We start from the raw sequence: 17,459 nt of genomic DNA on the forward strand, positions 1-17,459 counted from the left end.
GCCCCTTCAAGCTTAAATATGATTTAGACACAAGAGCAACTAATTCCTGCCCGACGCAGCTTAAAATTGTTATATCCACAACCTTTCCACAAAATTCTCCTTTGAAAATCAAGCCTTCCGGCAGGTTATCCACATTAAGTGTATAACTATCCACCGGAAGGCCTTAAATTTTATCCACAACCCGGGGAACCTCAATTCTCAGTTAGTCACAGATTTATACACATTATCCACAGGACGAACCGTCCACAAAAAACAACCGTTCAGGTCCCAAATTAGTCCCGACTGGGGACTAAGGACCTGTTAATAAAGGGGCAAATCGGGGATAGCGTTTAAAATTACATGTGCCGGTGCAGAAAGAAATGCACATATTCTGCACCGCTGTAGATCCCATAGTAAAAAAAGCAACAACCCGGTACCTATTCTATCAGTTTTTCCCTAAAGATATCTTTAAAAAACGATTAGCAATTTTTAAGTGATGATACAATAAATTCCGTAAGGTCTTGAACTCGTACTCTTACCCTGGCTTTTCTAATGGCCCCCCCTATGGTACGCTTGCATTGTTGGCAAGTGGTGATTACTGTCTGGGCTCCCGTCCTTTTTATCATTTCTACCTTTAGACTACCAATCGCCGCCGAGAGTTGCTGGTCGACCATTTCCAAATTCCCCCCGCCGCCACAGCAAAGGGAGTTGGCCCGGTTTCGTTCCATCTCAATCAATTCTATTCCTGGCACTGAGGTGATTAATTGCCGCGGTTCTTCATAAATACCATTATTGCGCCCTAGATCGCAGGGGTCATGGTAAGTTACAACTTCCTTGCGGGTAGAAATATTTAATCTTCCTTCCTCCACCAATCGAAGTAAGTACTGGCTGCTGTGGAGGATTGGCACCGGTAAAGCTCTATTTAGTAGCCGCGGATATTCATGCTTCCAAGTATGCAGGCAAGAAGGGCAAGTAGTTACAATTAAAGAAGGAGCTAGAGCTTCAACCTTTGCTATATTACGGACAGCTAGCTGGGCTGCCTCTTCTGGCATTCCTGCTGCCAGCAAAGGAAAGCCACAACAAATCTCATCAGCTCCCAGGGTTGTAAAATTGACACCGGCCTTAAGCATAATTTTGACCATCGACTGGGAAATGCTAAAGGCAGCCGGATATAAGGAAGCCACACAGCCGAGAAAGTATAATACCTCCGCCTGTTTTTTACCAGTCAATCCTACGGGCAGTTCTTCACCAAGATTCTCTGCCCATAGCAGGCGGCTTTGAGGATCTTCTCCGGATATATTTCCTTTAGCTAACACGGTTTCTTTGAGAGAATACATGGCCTCCGGAGCCAGCCCGGCGGATACTATCCGGTGACGCAGTTCCAACCACATCTTACGGGTATCAATATTAACGTGACATGCTTCCCGGCAGGCGCTGCATAATGTGCACTGGTAAACGCGTTCGACAAGCTTTGGGGGATATTCATTGTTTTTCATGGCCTGCACCAGCGCCAATTTCCCCCGGGGCGAATAAGTTTCCCAGCCCCCGGCCGCAAATGCCGGGCACACATCCCGGCAGTAACCACAGCGGCCACAGATTGTGGCTTCTTCTTGCAAACCTGTATAATAAAACTTCTTTTCCACACTTTTCACTCCCATTCACACGGCCCGGTAAATCTCTGTAGCGAACTAACCACATTGACACCCAGTGAAAAAAGCCAAGGCGCCAGCAGGACAGGATAGGTATAGTGTTTACCAGGGTTGAACAGGCCCTGTGGATCAAGCTGCTCCTTCCGTCTCCTGAGTTCGGCCAATTCCTCTCGAGAGTAAATGATAGGTAAATAAGGAGTATTCCATAGCCCAAGGGAATAAGGATAACCCCCTAGCTTCCTGGCCAGCGCATGTAACCGCCCCGTGACAGCCATGGCTACCACATACGCCAGCTTTTGCCTTGCATCTGCACGGTACCCGGTGAAAACTGTCATTTTATCTGGAGAAACAATGGTTCCATAGCTATAAAATTTAGTGCCCAACCGACGGCTTAATTTTTTTAATGTTTCCCGGTACTTACCTAAATTCTGGAGGGGCAGCCAATCTTCAGCCGCCATTAACGTTGGTCCTAGTCGCTTAAAACGCATATGGTAGAAACGCTCTTCCCATTTATGAGCCGTTATGTCCGGATCTAAGATTATAGCGTTATATTTTCTGGCAACCTCTTCTACCACTGCCCTGCCAGCTGCAACGCTTGCTTTTTCTCCTTCATAATCAACCTCAAGAATTTCTCCCTCAGGTGCTGGGGTTCCCAGTTGACGAAGGAAGTCAAAATAAGTACTGCTGAAATAGCCAAGATGGTAAGGCTTCTCAGTAGCCGCCGCCAGTTCCCTGGCAGCTTCGCAAAGAGTTTCTGATTGATTAAAAGACAACAGCCAATGCCCCTCTGCCGCTGGAGCTCGCCTGATGCTCAGGGTTATTCGGGTGATAACTCCTAAAGTGCCATCACAACCCGCAAACCATGCAACCGGCGGCCTGCTTTCTTGCGTAACCTCTTGAACTGTCCCATCGGATAAAACAACCTCAAGCTTTGTTACCTGATTGCTCAAAGGACCATAATACACGCTACCAATACCATACCCTTCCATACTCAGCCAGCCGGCCACTGTTGCCGCAGGAGCGCTGGTTGGGTAGCTTTTAACAGCCCAACCCGATTGCCTTAACTCTTGATCAAGGGCTTGCCACCGGGTACCTGCTCCAACTGTAACTTCCTCTCGTTCGCCATTCAGCAGCTCGATACCCTTAAAGCTGCTCATATCAAGTGTTAGCCCTTTTTTTACCGGAACGCTGTTAAAAAATGCCGAGGAACCGCTCCCTCGCGGCGTGATGGGCATACCTTTATTGCTGGCATATTTGACCAGCGCCGCTGTTTCTTCGGTGTTTACCGGACGGGCCACCATATCGGGGACAGTCTCTAATCCTAATATACGGCACATGATTTTTGGCACTTCCGCTAAATCACGCCCGTATACTATGCGCTCCCACCAATCTTCAGTAACGCGATCACCAAGTAGGTCGGTTAAAAACTTGTCCATAAATACCACCTTTGACCAAATCTTAAACCCACAACCTTGCACTTATGGTGGTGTGAAGTGGTCACAGCTCTAAACACATTTTTAACTAACAAACCTGGCCCCTTGGTAATACCAGGGGGCACCTTTTAGATAAATCGTATTAGATAAAACCTCTCTGGCTGCGGATAAAGTAGTACCTTTCTGCATCCAAGCCAGAACTGCCCCGGCTCCTTGCAAGCTCCCCACAAATTGTACGCCTAGAATTCTACCATCTTTCGTTATTAATTTGGTGTAACCTTTGTCGTTCATATCTGTGCTTATAGTAGTCTCTCCCACATCTTTAAGGGCGGCTTCAGTAAACCCTGCAGATACAGCTGTAACATCACCGGCTTCTACAATTAAAACCCCTAAAGAGCCGGGATATTCGCGAGGCGCTGTACCTAAACAGTTATGAGCGACAATAGCGGCCTGCTCTTTAGCACTGGCCCATAATAAACTTAAACCAGGCCTTTTAAGTATGCGGTCCCACGTTTCCACGCAGTCACCACAGGCATAAATATTAGAGACGCTGGTAGCCATTTCTTTATTGACTTTGATGCCGCGAAATTGCCCTATTTCCAGGCCCGCGTCTTGGGCCAGGGCAGTATTAGGCCGTACCCCAGCCGCCCAAATCACCATGTCACAGGTTATAAGGCCCTGGCTGGTTTTTACCCCGGTGACCCTGTCTTTCCCTTCTACTCCTACAACCTTCTCTCCCACTAAAACCTTAATACCGTGCTTTTCAATCTCTTTTTGAAATAAACGTGAAGCTTCTAAATCAAAAGCAGTAGGTAAAATGCGATCCAGCAGTTCAATAAGGGTGACCTCGATCTCCCGCTTACGTAAGGCAATACTTGCTTCCACACCGATGGCTCCTGAACCAACTACAACAGCAGATTTCCCCTCCCAGGCCAGGATTGCCTCCACGTCGGCCAGGGTTTTAAGAGTAAAATTACCGGCAAGTCTTGTTCCCGGTACAGGCGGCACCAGGGCCACGCTTCCAGTAGCTAGTATCAGCTTGTCATACGGCAGTCGTTGTCCCCCTGCACTTACCCGCTGATCTTTAGGGTCAAACCCCTCAGCTGCTATGCCTTTCCATATTTTTATCCCGTCAAGCCCACGAAAAGGAGGCAAAAAAATATTTTCCTTCGGAAGGTATCCTCCCAGGTAATCCGGCAGGGCACAGGCTGAATATGGCTGTGTTTTTTCAGCTCCGATTAAAGTAACAGGTACCTCTGGAGCAAGAAGCCGGAGCTGCCTGGCAGCCGTATACCCGGCAATACCGTCACCTATAATTACAATTTGTAAATCCCGGTAGTTATTCATTTACCAAACCAGCCCCCCAACTCCTCGCTCAGGACCTTATTGGCATTGTGTATTTTGTGGGCGATCTTCCAAAGCTGCTCCCGAGAGCACTGCCATCCTGTCACCGCGCAGATCAGTTTTTCCAGGTCTGCTGCCGCCCATGGGCTGGCCCCGGAGGCAATCAGTTGCGGGCAAATTCCAGCGGCCAACCATAAACTGGAAGCCACCTGGTCATTTTCCTCACAGGTGACCGCCTTTTCTCTTTGCCGGCAGCTTCCATGACATGCCAGGCAGCCACTGTAGCCCCATTTCATTCCCGTTATTAGCCATCTTTGAACAGCGTTACGGGCTTCATGCAAAACCGTTTCAGGATCGGCCAGGTTCACACTGCCCTGCTTTTGAACGGCAATCGCACGGAGGTTACGCTTTGCAAGCAACGAGCCAACAGCAACCTGGTCTTCAAAAACAAGGCCCCTATCGCTCACAATTCCCTGGAACGTAAAGACCAATATTGCCGCTTCAGCATCCCCAAGTTTTTTCCTTATGAATTTCGCAATAGCGCCTGCATCTTCTATGGGCTCTTGTATTCTTTCAAGGCAACACCCATCTTTGTCAATCACTAGATATGAAGGCCGTACGGCAGTCCGTCCCAGTATCACCTGGTCCCAGCCTGTAAACTTTAAATATGCACCCCAGTTTCCCGTTCCATAAGCGAACGCTAAACCCGGCTCCGGGCTACTCGGACCGGCAGCTGACCATGTATTAGCACCCATCAAGGGGCTGCCTACCAATGCTCCTGATGCAATAGCAACTGCATCTCCAGCCAATTTTTCCCATCCTGCCATTTTGCCTGTATGCAACGCAATATTAAGGCCGGGCCCCCCAAGCCACTGCTGATAAAATTGTTCAGGTAACGATTTGCTTTCCCAGCTTCCCTCGCTCAAATCGACTGCAAGAACTTTTCCTGCCCAACCAAACACTTTTCCCCTCTCCCTCAAAGCACTGCTGCAGACGTATTTGGACCTGATAGAGCTATGCGTTCCGCTGCAAACTGTCGCTTTTTCATACTTATATCTTTGGGGCTCGCCAGCTGGAGGGCCCCGGTGGGACAGATATCGACGCAATACGGCTCACCGGAGCAGAGGTCGCAGCTTACAGCTACATCTCGATCGGTATCCAATACTACAGCACCCCAGGGGCAGACGATCACGCATGCCTGACAACCAATACAAAAGGATTCATTGCGAAGAATGACACCGTCTTCCCCTTTCGTGATTGCTTCCATTAGGCAGGCTGTGACACAAACTGGCTCGTCGCAGTGATTGCAAGTTAGTGCTACGCAGCCACCTTCAGCTAGTTTGTCAACTCTGATACGAGATATTTGCAAGCCTGCACGTCCGGTTTTTTTGGCCATACAACCTATTTGGCACAATTGGCAACCGTTGCATCGTTCCTGGTTGATGGCAATAACCTTTGGCATGGGCTCACCTCCTACCATATACTCTAAAACCGTCCCTGGTATACTTTAATGCTGGGTTAGGCTGGCCCATAGAAAACCCCGGAGCCAGCCTTTCACCCAGCCATAGCCACTGTTTATCAATCGTCACCAGGCTTATTTATAAAACCTTGCTTAAGCTTGCATATATTTGCCTTCAAAAAGCATTTTTCTGCTGCTATTAGCATACCGCTCTCTGAGTGTCTTAGAAATTTCATCCACTGTCCCGACCAGGATGGCCTCTGCCGGGCAGGCTGCCTGGCACGCTGTCGGCAACCCTTTTGAAGTAAGGTGGACACACAGGGTACATTTTTCCATTTTGTTGTCCAACCCGAACTGCGGGACGCCGAAGGGGCAGGCCCATAGACATTGACGGCAACCAATGCATTTATCTTTATTAACCAGGACTATACCGTCTTCCGGTCGCTTATAGATCGCGCCTGCCGGGCAAGCTTTTTCACAGGCTGGTTCCCCGCAATGCAGGCATGGCATGGGTAGAAAAACAGTCTTATCAATGCCGTCCTGGGTAACTTCCACTTCGGCAACCATCATCCACCTTGGTCCGGCCGGCAAACCGTTCTCCAGTTTGCAAGCCGTTTCGCAAGCACGGCAGTTCATGCAACGCCTTGTATCAACATAGATAGTCTTTTGCCGGCTGGTCATAACGCTTCCTCCCTACATTTTCTCAATTTGGACCAAGGTATTGAAATAAGCGGTCGTATTACCATCCAACAAGGGATGGTATTCTTCCATAATGCCATCGCCAACATCCCTTGGTCCACCTATGGTGCGCGAAGCTAGGACGTTCACGTTAGCGCCCAACTTCACCCACATACCACTAGAAAGCTCGGCCGTACCAGGTTTAACCCTAATGGTAGGCTTGGCATAAACGCCTCTCAATTCACCACGGTCGTTAAAAATGCGAACCTTGTCGCCCTCTTTGATCCCGCGCTTGGCGGCGTCGTCCTTATTGATAAATACTTTGGGCGGTCCCTCAATTTCCCGAATCCACGGCAGATTGTAATACTGCGAATGGGTACGGAAAGCAGGATGCTGGGAAATTAAGGTTATTGGATATTTAGCGTACAACTCCGGCGTGCTAATCGGACTCTCGGCTGGCTCCAGGTGATAGGGTACAGGTTTGAAGTCGCCCGGGAATTTCTTGCCCCTCTCTTCCATACCGATAGAATAGAATTCGAATTTGCCACTTGGTGTGTTGAACTTGTAGTCAGCATAAGGCACCCGCGGGCACCACTTTTCAGGAATGCGTAATGGACCCCGTGGTGATACAGCTTCGTCAATGGGCAGGTCTTCGGGAACCATAGCTTTGATATAATCGAGGCCAGTAACCCCTTGCGGGAAATATTCCTCCCAACCCATACGGCGCCCAAGTTCAGCCCAAATTTCGATGTCAGGTACAGCTTCATAGCTGGGCTGGCACACAGGTACAAGTACCTGCAGGTAATGATGCCAATAGGAAGGATGGAATCCGTATTGCTCGAGATAATGACATCCGGGCAGGACCACGTCGGCCCAATCAGTATCGTCGGTCATGAACTGCTCAATGGTTACAAACAGATCGAGTTTTTTCAGCGCTTCAATTGTATAAGCAACATCTGGCTGCTGCGAAATTAAACCGCCACGGTAGGATATGACGCCTTTAATCGGCGGATTGTCTGCAGCGTGTATACCTGCAGCAAAAGTGCTGATGTTGAGCAACCGTGTCTTGGCAATTTCAACCCCGGCAGGCACCGCCACTTTGGCAGCGTTCATAAAGCCCGGAATTGCGGGGAAACCCATCTGATCAATAAAATTGTAATTACCCGTCTCCTTACCGATATGCCCGCAGAGGGCGGCCAGGCAGGCATAGGCACGCTGGGTCTGATGGCCATTGGAATACCTCTGATGGCCATAGCCGCATTCAGTATGCGTCTTATGAGTGGCGTACCACTCTGCAGCTAATCTAATTTTATCGGCCTCGATGCCCGTAAGTTCTGCTGCTTTTTCTACAGGCATCTTCTTAACTTCTTCCAGCAGTTCTTCAAAACCATGGGTATGCTTGGCAATAAATTCTTTGTCATGCAAATCGCGGGAAATAATGTGGTTCATCATTCCCAAGGCGAGCACAACGTCGGTACCAGGGCGCGGCTGCAGGTGCAGATCGGCTTTAGAAGCAACGGCTGTTACGTAAGGATCTACAACAATTAGCTTGGCACCCCGCTCCATCGCTCTATAAAGGAACGGGTAAATGTGGGGATTGGTGAAAGAGGGATTCCTGCCTACCAGGAAAACCAGTTCTGTCTTCTCAGACCATATCTCCGGGGACATAGTATGCTGATCGCCTACACTGTAGTATGAACCCGCCGCGCCGCTCAAAAGGCAGAAACTACCGACTAATTTTGTTGCCCCGTATAAATTAAGGAAGCGGCCGCTAACAGCTTTTGCCATATGCTCGCGATTGCCTGAATAGCAATACTCCGTAAAAGCCTCGCCGCCATAACGGCTGCGAATATCTTTCAATTTATCAACAATATAATCCAGTGCTTCATCCCAAGAAACCCGCCGAAACTTTCCTTCGCCCCTTTCTCCGACGCGAATCATGGGGTATTTAACACGCTCAGGACTGTTTATCTTCTGCACATTGGCATATCCTTTAACGCACAGGTGTCCTCTCGTAATCGGATGGTCCGGATCGCCAGCAATTTTTATAACCTTCTCATCTTTGACGTATGCAAGCACGCCGCAGGTGTCATAACAGTTGTGAGGACAAGCGGTTTTGACCACACGGTCTGCAATTACCGTCTTACCGCCTACAGTAACCGGAACATTACGCGCAATGGCATACTTATCCAGGTCTTCGTGTAAGCGTGTAAAATTAGCCATCGCCTAACATTACCTCCAATCTTAAAGCTTAATAATACAAATTTTTCAACAGGAGAAAACTACTATTTACCTTAATGTACATCAATATCGAATATCGACTTAATCCGTGTCAGCACCCCCTTTCAAACTCGCCAGTAAGTTGCAGCATTGCTCACACAAATTCGCCGGTTTGTTTTGGATACCACGTACAGTCCAAGACGGGCGCATGCAACAATTATTGCGGCAGTGCTGTAAGCCCAAGAGGTGCCCCACTTCATGGCAGGCCTCTTTACAAACATCTTCTAAATTCTCTATGCGAGCAGTAGAAACAATAGCGCGTTGTTTTCCTGCCGCTCCAAAGACATAGCTATGCCATGGATCACCTATATCCACACTCACCAGCCACAGGACCAGATCTTTCCCTTGAGGAGCGAGCAATGCTTCGAGGAGGAAATGAACATCGTACTGCCCGCGAAAAGTGTCCCACCCGGCAGCAGGGGGCTCAAGAGGAGCAACTGGTATGCTCTTTATTAAAAAGAATACTTTCTCTATTTGTTTACCAAGCACACCTGCCGCCGGGTACAATTCTGCCTGCCAGTAAAGATATAGATTAATTGACATATTTTGCTTCTTACTTCGCTACATTTTGCCTCCGGTCATCAACCTGGCCTGAGGCAGTTTTCTTAGAATTAAAGCGGATATAGGAGCAACTATCGCGCCCACGCCCAGGGCCAGGAATGCCGGTCCCCAAATCCTTGCTGCCGTTGGATCGGTCGTAGCGTTGTAAGCCTGTAATATCTTCCCAAAAGCAATCGGAGCGATAATTGTCATCGAGTAGCCAACGGCCGATTGGAGCCCCAGTATTGTAGCCCTTATTTTGGGCGATACCATATCAGTAAGGCCGGCTTTGTATATGGCAGAGTCTGAAATCACCCAAAAACCTATCCACAATCCAACTAAAACCACCAGCCCCAGAGGCTTTCCAATTAAATAGCCGAAGAAGAATTCGGGAATCAGGCTACATGTAGCCCCCAGTAAAATCGCTTTGGTTCGTCCTATTTTGTCAGCCAGAATCCCAAGCAGCCAGACGGCCGGCGCCCCAACAAGGGTTATACACGCCGCCATTAACCCGCCCCATTTCACAGCTGCATCTGCCGCCATACCCGCAACACTGGCATTAGCTACCATATAAGGACCAATCCATCCCCAAAAGGCATACAATTCCCACATGTGTCCCATATAGGAGAGAGTAATCATGCAGGGACCAGCGTATCCGCCTTCCGGCGCTGGCAAAATTCTAGCTGGTGCTACTGTAGGTATTCCTGGTGCTCCATCAAACTGAACACCCTGGGTGGGCTTTTCCTGCACAAATAGTAATATAATGAGAAAAGCAAGGAAAACCGGCACTGACGTCCACAGCATTCCTACGCGCCAACCGTGGGCCGCCGCAATCGGTGCTGCTACAAAATAACCGCCCGCAGAGGCTGCAGTCAAAGCCCCTGTATAGGCACCGAGAGCCCCACCCCGTTCGTGGGGGGCAAACCAGTTGGATAGGAGAGCCATACCCGGAGCATAAATTGCACCAGCGGCACAACCGGTAAGTAACCGCATGATCAAAACGGTCCATTTGTCATGGACAACGAAGACAAACGCAGTCGCAAAAATCCCTGTTAACAAGGTTGCATAAAGTACGACCCTCTTTGTGCCAATTTTATCGGCGAGCCATCCTGTGATTAATACAACTATCACATACCCGGCTTGAAAAGCAGCAATAATCATGCCCGTATCCGAGGCGTTTAAATGGAATTCAGCCGAAATGTACTTCAGCACCGCAGAAAAGTTGTACCATGGCAAATAGCCAATGATCATTGATAGAACCATCCATAACAAAATTTGCTTTTTCTTTTCCATAATGAATAAATTCCACCCTCCCTTTTTAGCCTAAAAACAAAATCTATAACTTTTTGATCACCTCCAGCCCCATGGGTACCCATTTCAATGTTACATAAATTATAAATAGCAATTTCTATGCCAAAGAAGAGGCAGAAACACGACAAGGTTGGTAACAAAGACCCAACAACCCCTTGTCCTATTTTAACTCACTAAATGTACTATTTTAAGACCAATAAACAAAAATGTCCCAACTTCAAACACGCATTGAGCATAAAAAGCACTAGAGGCGGACCTGCATCTTATCTTTCAATCTAAAAATAAATTAATGCAAATAAATTACGCACAGCATAACACACGATTATTTTTGTGGCACGAAATTTGCATTTGTAGACCTTTATTGGAAAAACTACGTAATTAAAATAGGTTCTGCAGGTGAAATAATGTCTGAAACAATTATTCTCTACCCCGGGTGTCTGGTTTCCTACCGCTTCCCGGAGTATGAAGCAGCAGCTAAGCTCTTGCTGCAACATCTCGGCTACAATGTGACCAGCCTTCCCCACGCCCTATGCTGCGGCTCTTTTTTAGAAGGCAGCACACCAAACTGGATCAATTACACTGCTTACAATCTGGCTCTGGCAGCAAAAATGCAATCCCCTCTGGTAACGTTGTGTGGTGGTTGTACTAACGCTTTCAAGCGCGTTCAGCACATGTTACTTGCCGAACCGCAGCTTTTGAGCCTGGTAAATGCAAGGCTCGCTCGCTTAAACCTGAAATTAGAACCTGTTGTACCAGTACAACACCTGATTCAAATTTTGCTGACCAGGCATAAAGACCTGCAAGAAATGGTCACGCGCTTTTTGCCTTTTAAAGTCGCGCCTGTATATCCATGCCAGGTATTTAGACCCGGCAATATTATGAACTTCGATCACCCCCTACGACCCAGTTCTCTGCTGCAACTAATCACGCTAACTGGTGCCACCGCCCAAAATTACTCCCAGGAATATCAGTGCTGCGGTTCCAGCCTTTACATGGTAGACCCCCAAATGGCATTCACCATGGGTAAAATAAAAATCGAAAGCATGATTGCCTCTGGTGCCGATTTTGCCCTCACCGCTTGCGGGAACTGCCATCTGCTGCTTCAAAGGCTTCAATCCAGATACCATCATGGCATTCCTTTTCCTGTCATCTTTTTACCGCAACTGATCGGGCTCGCCCTGGGGTGGTCTCCAAGCCGAATGGGCATTGCCAACCCGCAACTGAGGAGGCTCCTTACAAATGTTATCTGATTGTCGCCATTGTGATGCCTGCCGCCGCGTCTGCCCCGTCCTAAAACTAGGAGTGCCCGCTTTTCCAGCTTGTTACGAAACAAGCGAGCGAAGCCCGGCTGTTTGGAACTGTACCAATTGCTGGCTGTGTCATGAAGCCTGCCCTGCCGGAATAAATCTTTGGCAGAAAAAAGCCCTGGCCCAGCAGCAGTGCATACCTCCAGCCGCGATAGCGCAGGGCATCGATAATCTCAAAGCTACGGGCCTCGTCTTCCCTTTTACGCCAGAGCTGAACGAAAGACGCCGGGCTTATGGCCTCGAACCGGTAAAACTGCTAGACCAACGAAAACTGTCGTTACTCATCAGCTAAGGTACAGCACCGGTCATTGAATTCAATTTCAAGCGCCATCTCACGGGCCAGCCTGATAGTCTCGGGGCTGGGATAGGCTATGGCATTAACGCCTGCATTAATAGCAAATTGCTCTAACAGCGGTCTTTCATACCCAGCAGGCCGGGCGCAGCCAAGGGAAAGCTGGGCCCGGGGATTAGCTAGCCTGGCCAGGGCAATGATGCGGCCGCATTTTTCCACCGACGGCAGGGTCACCCTGGCCATAGGAGTACCCCGCAGCGGTGTAAGAACAACCACCACTACGTGCCGGGGTTGGGCGTTGCTAATCATTTTCAGGGCCTCTATCTCGCCATTTATGCGTCCATAGTGAAGGCCTACAACTATATGGGGAGCTACCTCTAGTTGATATTGCTGGCATAAATCTAAAAAGCTCTGGTATACCTCCGGGCCATAATCAAGGTGGTATACATCGCGAATAGTTTCTCGCGCCCCAATAACATCTACCAAAACTTGATCAACGTCAGCTTGCTTTAGTCCGGCAATAATTTCCTCGCTTACCAGACCGGTATGCACAATTATTTTAAGGCCCCAGGTTTTGATCTTCTTAATGGCTTCCATAAATGGGCCCAAGGGCACAGCGCCGGATTTATCCGCGCCACCGCTCAGAAGAATTCCCTGACACCCTTCAGCTTGAAGCTCTTTTACTGTATCCAACAGTTTTTCCGGGGTGGTGCAGCTAAGCATCGAATGCAGGAGCTTTTTTTGGCAGTGATCACAGTTCAAAGCACAGCTAGTACCAGTAAGGCTTATGGCCACGAACCGATTACGATTATTACGGTAGTATTCGTTTTCATAGCCCTTGGTCCCGGGAGCAGAAAAAAAGATCTTGTTGTCAAAATATTGGCGCCTTACCCGCCAGGCTTCGTTTAACAAAATACTTGTCGGTAGAGACAACCAGGTATCAAAATCAAAACCTTGAAAAGTCATTTTTCATCCTCTCCCTGCAAGCAGGAAACAGTTGCGGCTTTAATGGCAAGTATAAAATCATCGGGGGTAACACCAGGGAGATAATATTCCCTGCCGGCGAAAAAAGCCTGTACCCGTTTTTGAAGGGCATTAAGGCGGCAATTTTTTAAAGTTGCTTCCAAATCAGCGATCAGGCGCGGGGGATAGGCAAAAAAATCGCCTGTAATTAGCAGTCCGCTAATAATATCTCGCTGCCGGTCGAGACATAAATCCACCCTTATCAAGCCGCCAGGCGCCTTATGGCTGGATGTGCCCATTGCCTGCCAGCCGGCTTTTCTATGGCCATAAATCCATTCGTCCGAGTTATACCACGGCAGCTTGTGCTCCAATTCTTTTTGTTCATCTGCCGAAAGGCCTTCTTGCTGAAAACTAACACCCAGCATTTCTTGAAATCCGGCGACTACAGCCTCTTTTATCTCATCTAAAGAAGGAACTTGAGCCAGTTCCCGACTCAACCAGGTAAGCCTTTCCCGCAAAGAGTGGATCCCTTTGTCCGCTAACTTTACCGCTGGTATGCGTAAAGCCTTGACCATTGTGTCCAACCTGAAGTCGATTAAAATCGTACCGTGAAATAGAAAAGCACTCCCTAACTCTGTACCCCCCGCGCCGCTGATCTTTTTACCGTTGATTTCGATATCGTTGTGCGGGCGGAACTGGGCTTTAATTCCCAATTTGTCTAAAGCTTTTATACATCCCTCGCAAAGCAAACGGTAGGTCTCTTCTATGGAACCCCAGCCATCTATCACATCCTTGCTGGCAACCAGCTCCCAGCCCAGGATTCCTGGATCCATTAATATAGCACCGCCGCCACTAAGGCGGCGGTTAATAGCCAGGCCATTCGACCTGCAGAACTCCACGTCGATCTCATCATAAACGTTCTGGTTATAACCTACCAAAACGCAAGGGAAAAACCTTAAAAACCTGAGGGTGTTTCTGCTCAGCCTCTTGTTAATTGCCTCTAACAAGACGGCATCGAGGGCCATATTTGTGCCTGCAGGCAACAGCCCGGTATCCAGCAAGCGCCATGCCTTTTTCACGCCATCTTCACCTCGTTATCAACCGGCGGCTCATACTGGTTCAGCTGGGTACGAATTTCAAGAATATCACCTGGGGATGGCTGAAAAGGGAAGTTACGAATAGGCTGCGATGGCCTTTCGTTGCCATAAGGGCGATTGCAGGCTACCGTACCATCGGAACCGGGGCAGCCTGATGTTAAAAAGGGTGCTCCCCCGTTTATCACCTGGTCTAATAACGATGGCGAAACACCGAAATTAATTATTTGTCCATACTCGTTAAACTGCATGTATCGCCCCCGGGTCAACCCTTTGTTTATCAAATAACGGGCAAGTTGAACCCGCCGGTAATGGCCCAGGTGGGGCTGGGGTCTACCGGCTAATTTGCTACCAGCTTCTGGATAAAACGAAAATAAATGAGTTTCTGCACCTAGATCTTCGGCTCGCTGGATCACCTGGACCATCTCGGCCTCTGTTTCTCCAAGGCCAACAACTAGATGAATGCCAACCTGCTTTTCTCCAAAAACTGCAACGGCTTCTCTCACGCCTTGCCAGTATCTGTTCCAGCTGTGTGGCCCCTGTACCCCATGGCCACGATGGCGATCAAACAGCACCTCTGTTGCTGCATCAATAGCGATTCCCACCCTATCCGCCCCACTGGTCCGGATTTGTTCCAGGGCAGTTACGCTGTTGACCAGCGTGGGTGTAATCAGGGCGCTGACTGGATATGGGGTGCTGGCTTTGACTTCCTGAATCACCCGGCAAAGATCCTCCAAAGCGCGCGGATGGGTAATCATCGATACACAAACTCGTTGCACTTGATCGGTTACTAATAAAGAGCGTTCAATCACTTCTTTTAATGGGTAAACCGGCCAAGTTACCCGGATAAAGGTTGGGGTGCCAGAACGTGAGCGCGCCAGGCCGCAATAAGCACAATTGGCAGCACAGCCCTGCTCATATGTTAACAGCAAGTTTAAAGCTTTTAATTTGGCCTCGCGGTAAAATACCCCTTCTTTCAGGCCAAGTGTCATGGCTGCAGCCAGGCTGGTTTTTACATATTTTGGGCTCTGCACAGAGTTTCCTCCCATCATAGGTTACTTGGATCGATATGTTCTCCCCAGCTCTGCTATCAGTTTATAAATCGAACCATTACCGGCTTCGATTTCATCTTCGTCAAAATCTTCACCGTCTAGTTCAAATACACGTCTTTGGGTAATCCAGGCCTCTCGCCAGTCCATTTTACAAATTTGTCCTATCAGGGTGGGTACTTCATCTTTATCAGGGGCTCCCTTTAAAAACCAGCCCGACATTTCTTCAAGCCGCCCAAAGTTGGAACAGTCGAGCCACAGGCCGGTTTGTTCCAGGGGCTTACCGCTCGCTACTATTTCGATGAATCTTTCTTTTGGGATCCCAAAGTGAATAACCTGTCCAAAATCGCCAAATTGCATCTGACTGCACGATGATATCTGATTGATGATGAGGTACCTGCCCACTAAGATCCTGTAGAACTTGCCCAAGCTCACCTTAATTTTAGCGGTAGCTTCCAGGGGGCTAACATAGGGCAAGACTCCCATGTCCTTTGCCTTTTGCATGGTTGCTAGAATCTGCTGTTCAGTTTCTCCTAACCCCACGCTCAAAGTAAGGCCGACTCTATCCTTGCCCCACAGTTCAACTGCTGCCTCTGTTAATCGCCAGCATTCATCCCACCAGGACAGCCCGCTTCTATTTCCATGTCTAACGCTGGCATCCAGGTTTCTGGTGGCGCTAATAAGAGAAAAACAAACTCCAGCGACCCCCGCTTGTTTTAAGAGCCGCAATTCACTTATATCCTTCAGCGCCCCTGGGCCTAAAGTGACTACGATCGGCCCTCCACCACAATCTACAATCTTACCTGTTAGGCTACACACATCTTCTATAACTCCCGGGTATGGATACGTTACAATATTAATACCCCGCTCTCCAGCGGTCCAATCCTGCAAATCTTCTATAGCTAAAAATCGGGTTTTTTCCAGGGAATTCGAGCAGTAATCGCATGCATTCTGACAGGTTGCGTCCCTACGAAGTAGCATTGCCCGCCAGGGATATGTTTCCGTGTCGAGGGCAACATTTAGTATCATAAATGTCCCTCCCTCTACCCCCATTTTCTAAATTAAACAGACACCACAGCTCGCACAAAAGCCATGGTGCCTGCAACAGCCAGTTAGTGCCTTAGTTTTAATTAATCTACCCAAAAAGCTTCGACTGCTTCGGTCAAGTACGTGCAGGCATAGGCAAAAGTCTTAGCCCCACCAAAAGGAATCGCAACGCTTGCTGCTTCGTAAATCTCTTCTTTGGTAGCGCCTTCCTGAATGGCGTTGTAAGTATGAATAACAATGCAGTACTTGCACGGAGTTCTTACACCCTGCGCCAGCATCATCAGCTCTTTGGTTTTATTATCGAAAACCCCGTAATTGGCAGCAGCATATTTTTCCAAATCCATGTAGGCCTGAATAGTTTTGGGCATGGCAACCTTGGCCCGCTCCAACCCATCCTGAAAGTCTTTCAAAATACGCTGGGCCCTATTTAGTTCTTCGGCCATTTTACCCGTACCTCCCTTGGGATAATCATTGGGATAATCAATACATTGGCACTAACTGGCCGGTCGTCTTTTTAAAAGCCTTTTTTCTCTTGTAGCTTCTTTTGCCGTTCGATTTCAGGTTCTAGCCATTCCCTTAAATTATCGCTCCGCAGCAGATTTGCCAGTTCCGCTTCAAGGTTATCGGGTTTGATTTTGGCAATCCATCCCTCACCATAAGGGTCCTGATTTACCAGCGAAGGGTCAAACTCCAGCTCGGGGTTTATAGCTAATATTTGTCCTGACACTGGGGCATAAACGCGGCCAACCCATTTGCCAGATTCTATGGACATAAAGGCCTTATCCTGTTGTACTTTTTTCCCGGGTTCAACCATCTCGACGAAGACCAGCTCACCAGCCATACTGGTAGCATATTCGGTCATACCCATTACAACCACATCATCATCCACGCGAGCCCAAAAATGATGCTTATCATAATAGTAGTCATCCGGGAAATTAAATTTGTCAACCCGCAAGGCTGTAACCTCCTTGTCAGTATCAGCAGCGATATTTTCTTTTCATTGCAATTCCTATGCCAGCATCTTTCCGCTACCA

The 17,459-nt window shown here is 48.4% G+C and carries 17 protein-coding genes; 2 read left to right on the top strand and 15 right to left on the bottom strand.

The features are described 5' to 3' along the window. Positions 1-458 precede the first annotated feature (458 nt). The 9 genes from MHFGQ_RS11895 to MHFGQ_RS11935 form a co-directional block, all read right to left on the bottom strand. Positions 459-1,622 (bottom strand): (Fe-S)-binding protein, encoded by a 1,164-nt coding sequence (locus MHFGQ_RS11895; protein ID WP_170066415.1) that lies wholly within the window; start codon positions 1,620-1,622, stop codon positions 459-461. 5 nt (positions 1,623-1,627) lie between these two features. Next, positions 1,628-3,064, bottom strand: coding sequence for an FAD-binding oxidoreductase (locus MHFGQ_RS11900; protein ID WP_106006536.1), 1,437 nt, complete (start codon positions 3,062-3,064; stop codon positions 1,628-1,630). Positions 3,065-3,145: 81 nt separating this feature from the next. Further along, a complete protein-coding gene (locus MHFGQ_RS11905; protein WP_106006537.1) occupies positions 3,146-4,408 on the bottom strand; it encodes an NAD(P)/FAD-dependent oxidoreductase in 1,263 nt (420 codons plus the stop codon). Then, entirely contained in the window at positions 4,405-5,367 is a 963-nt protein-coding gene (locus tag MHFGQ_RS11910) for an aldehyde ferredoxin oxidoreductase N-terminal domain-containing protein (protein ID WP_170066416.1), read from the bottom strand. The genes MHFGQ_RS11905 and MHFGQ_RS11910 overlap by 4 nt, the downstream gene beginning before the upstream one ends. A gap of 14 nt (positions 5,368-5,381) precedes the next feature. Next, on the bottom strand, positions 5,382-5,672 hold the full coding sequence (locus MHFGQ_RS14015; protein ID WP_245907920.1) for a 4Fe-4S binding protein: 291 nt from the start codon (positions 5,670-5,672) through the stop codon (positions 5,382-5,384). Between the two features lie 345 nt (positions 5,673-6,017). Further along, positions 6,018-6,545 (bottom strand): 4Fe-4S dicluster domain-containing protein, encoded by a 528-nt coding sequence (locus tag MHFGQ_RS11920; RefSeq protein WP_106006540.1) that lies wholly within the window; start codon positions 6,543-6,545, stop codon positions 6,018-6,020. Between the two features lie 12 nt (positions 6,546-6,557). Next, on the bottom strand, positions 6,558-8,765 hold the full coding sequence (locus MHFGQ_RS11925; RefSeq protein WP_106006541.1) for a molybdopterin-containing oxidoreductase family protein: 2,208 nt from the start codon (positions 8,763-8,765) through the stop codon (positions 6,558-6,560). Positions 8,766-8,864: 99 nt separating this feature from the next. Further along, on the bottom strand, positions 8,865-9,365 hold the full coding sequence (locus MHFGQ_RS11930) for an archaemetzincin (protein ID WP_106006542.1): 501 nt from the start codon (positions 9,363-9,365) through the stop codon (positions 8,865-8,867). 18 nt (positions 9,366-9,383) lie between these two features. Next, the gene (locus MHFGQ_RS11935) at positions 9,384-10,655 is read right to left on the bottom strand and encodes an MFS transporter (protein ID WP_106006543.1); all 1,272 of its coding nucleotides are present in this window, start codon (positions 10,653-10,655) and stop codon (positions 9,384-9,386) included. A 422-nt stretch (positions 10,656-11,077) separates the two neighbouring features. On the opposite strand from MHFGQ_RS11935, the gene MHFGQ_RS11940 reads away from it, so the two are divergent. Beyond that, positions 11,078-11,923, top strand: a complete 846-nt coding sequence (locus MHFGQ_RS11940; RefSeq protein ID WP_106006544.1) for a CoB--CoM heterodisulfide reductase iron-sulfur subunit B family protein — start codon at positions 11,078-11,080, stop codon at positions 11,921-11,923. Beyond that, positions 11,913-12,272 (top strand): 4Fe-4S dicluster domain-containing protein, encoded by a 360-nt coding sequence (locus tag MHFGQ_RS11945; protein WP_106006545.1) that lies wholly within the window; start codon positions 11,913-11,915, stop codon positions 12,270-12,272. The genes MHFGQ_RS11940 and MHFGQ_RS11945 overlap by 11 nt, the downstream gene beginning before the upstream one ends. Here MHFGQ_RS11945 and MHFGQ_RS11950 read toward each other — a convergent pair. The 6 genes from MHFGQ_RS11950 to gcvH form a co-directional block, all read right to left on the bottom strand. Further along, positions 12,258-13,238 (bottom strand): radical SAM protein, encoded by a 981-nt coding sequence (locus tag MHFGQ_RS11950; RefSeq protein ID WP_106006546.1) that lies wholly within the window; start codon positions 13,236-13,238, stop codon positions 12,258-12,260. The two genes, MHFGQ_RS11945 and MHFGQ_RS11950, sit on opposite strands and share 15 nt — an antisense overlap. Next, entirely contained in the window at positions 13,235-14,314 is a 1,080-nt protein-coding gene (locus tag MHFGQ_RS11955) for a lipoate--protein ligase (RefSeq protein ID WP_106006547.1), read from the bottom strand. The genes MHFGQ_RS11950 and MHFGQ_RS11955 overlap by 4 nt, the downstream gene beginning before the upstream one ends. Further along, positions 14,311-15,363 carry a radical SAM protein gene (locus tag MHFGQ_RS11960; protein ID WP_245907921.1) on the bottom strand — a complete coding sequence of 351 codons (1,053 nt, stop codon included), beginning with the start codon at positions 15,361-15,363 and terminating at the stop codon, positions 14,311-14,313. The genes MHFGQ_RS11955 and MHFGQ_RS11960 overlap by 4 nt, the downstream gene beginning before the upstream one ends. A gap of 21 nt (positions 15,364-15,384) precedes the next feature. Then, complete coding sequence (locus MHFGQ_RS11965) at positions 15,385-16,407, bottom strand: hypothetical protein (RefSeq protein WP_106006548.1); 1,023 nt, start codon at positions 16,405-16,407, stop codon at positions 15,385-15,387. A gap of 101 nt (positions 16,408-16,508) precedes the next feature. Next, the gene (locus MHFGQ_RS11970) at positions 16,509-16,868 is read right to left on the bottom strand and encodes a carboxymuconolactone decarboxylase family protein (protein ID WP_211292951.1); all 360 of its coding nucleotides are present in this window, start codon (positions 16,866-16,868) and stop codon (positions 16,509-16,511) included. Between the two features lie 71 nt (positions 16,869-16,939). Continuing rightward, positions 16,940-17,380, bottom strand: a complete 441-nt coding sequence (gene gcvH, locus MHFGQ_RS11975) for a glycine cleavage system protein GcvH (protein WP_170066419.1) — start codon at positions 17,378-17,380, stop codon at positions 16,940-16,942. Between the last annotated feature and the right edge of the window lie 79 nt (positions 17,381-17,459).

Source organism: Moorella humiferrea (assembly GCF_039233145.1).
Lineage (GTDB): Bacteria > Bacillota > DSM-521 > Neomoorellales > Neomoorellaceae > Neomoorella > Neomoorella humiferrea.

Coding starts and splice junctions, on each gene's coding strand:
- MHFGQ_RS11965 (WP_106006548.1), bottom strand. CDS start 16,407: ATGATACTAAATGTTGCCCTCGACACGGAAACATATCCCTGGCGGGCA.
- MHFGQ_RS11900 (WP_106006536.1), bottom strand. CDS start 3,064: ATGGACAAGTTTTTAACCGACCTACTTGGTGATCGCGTTACTGAAGAT.
- MHFGQ_RS11940 (WP_106006544.1), top strand. CDS start 11,078: ATGTCTGAAACAATTATTCTCTACCCCGGGTGTCTGGTTTCCTACCGC.
- MHFGQ_RS11920 (WP_106006540.1), bottom strand. CDS start 6,545: ATGACCAGCCGGCAAAAGACTATCTATGTTGATACAAGGCGTTGCATG.
- MHFGQ_RS11905 (WP_106006537.1), bottom strand. CDS start 4,408: ATGAATAACTACCGGGATTTACAAATTGTAATTATAGGTGACGGTATT.
- MHFGQ_RS11925 (WP_106006541.1), bottom strand. CDS start 8,765: ATGGCTAATTTTACACGCTTACACGAAGACCTGGATAAGTATGCCATT.
- MHFGQ_RS11950 (WP_106006546.1), bottom strand. CDS start 13,238: ATGACTTTTCAAGGTTTTGATTTTGATACCTGGTTGTCTCTACCGACA.
- MHFGQ_RS11970 (WP_211292951.1), bottom strand. CDS start 16,868: ATGGCCGAAGAACTAAATAGGGCCCAGCGTATTTTGAAAGACTTTCAG.
- MHFGQ_RS14015 (WP_245907920.1), bottom strand. CDS start 5,672: ATGGAAGCAATCACGAAAGGGGAAGACGGTGTCATTCTTCGCAATGAA.
- MHFGQ_RS11945 (WP_106006545.1), top strand. CDS start 11,913: ATGTTATCTGATTGTCGCCATTGTGATGCCTGCCGCCGCGTCTGCCCC.
- MHFGQ_RS11935 (WP_106006543.1), bottom strand. CDS start 10,655: ATGGAAAAGAAAAAGCAAATTTTGTTATGGATGGTTCTATCAATGATC.
- MHFGQ_RS11930 (WP_106006542.1), bottom strand. CDS start 9,365: ATGTCAATTAATCTATATCTTTACTGGCAGGCAGAATTGTACCCGGCG.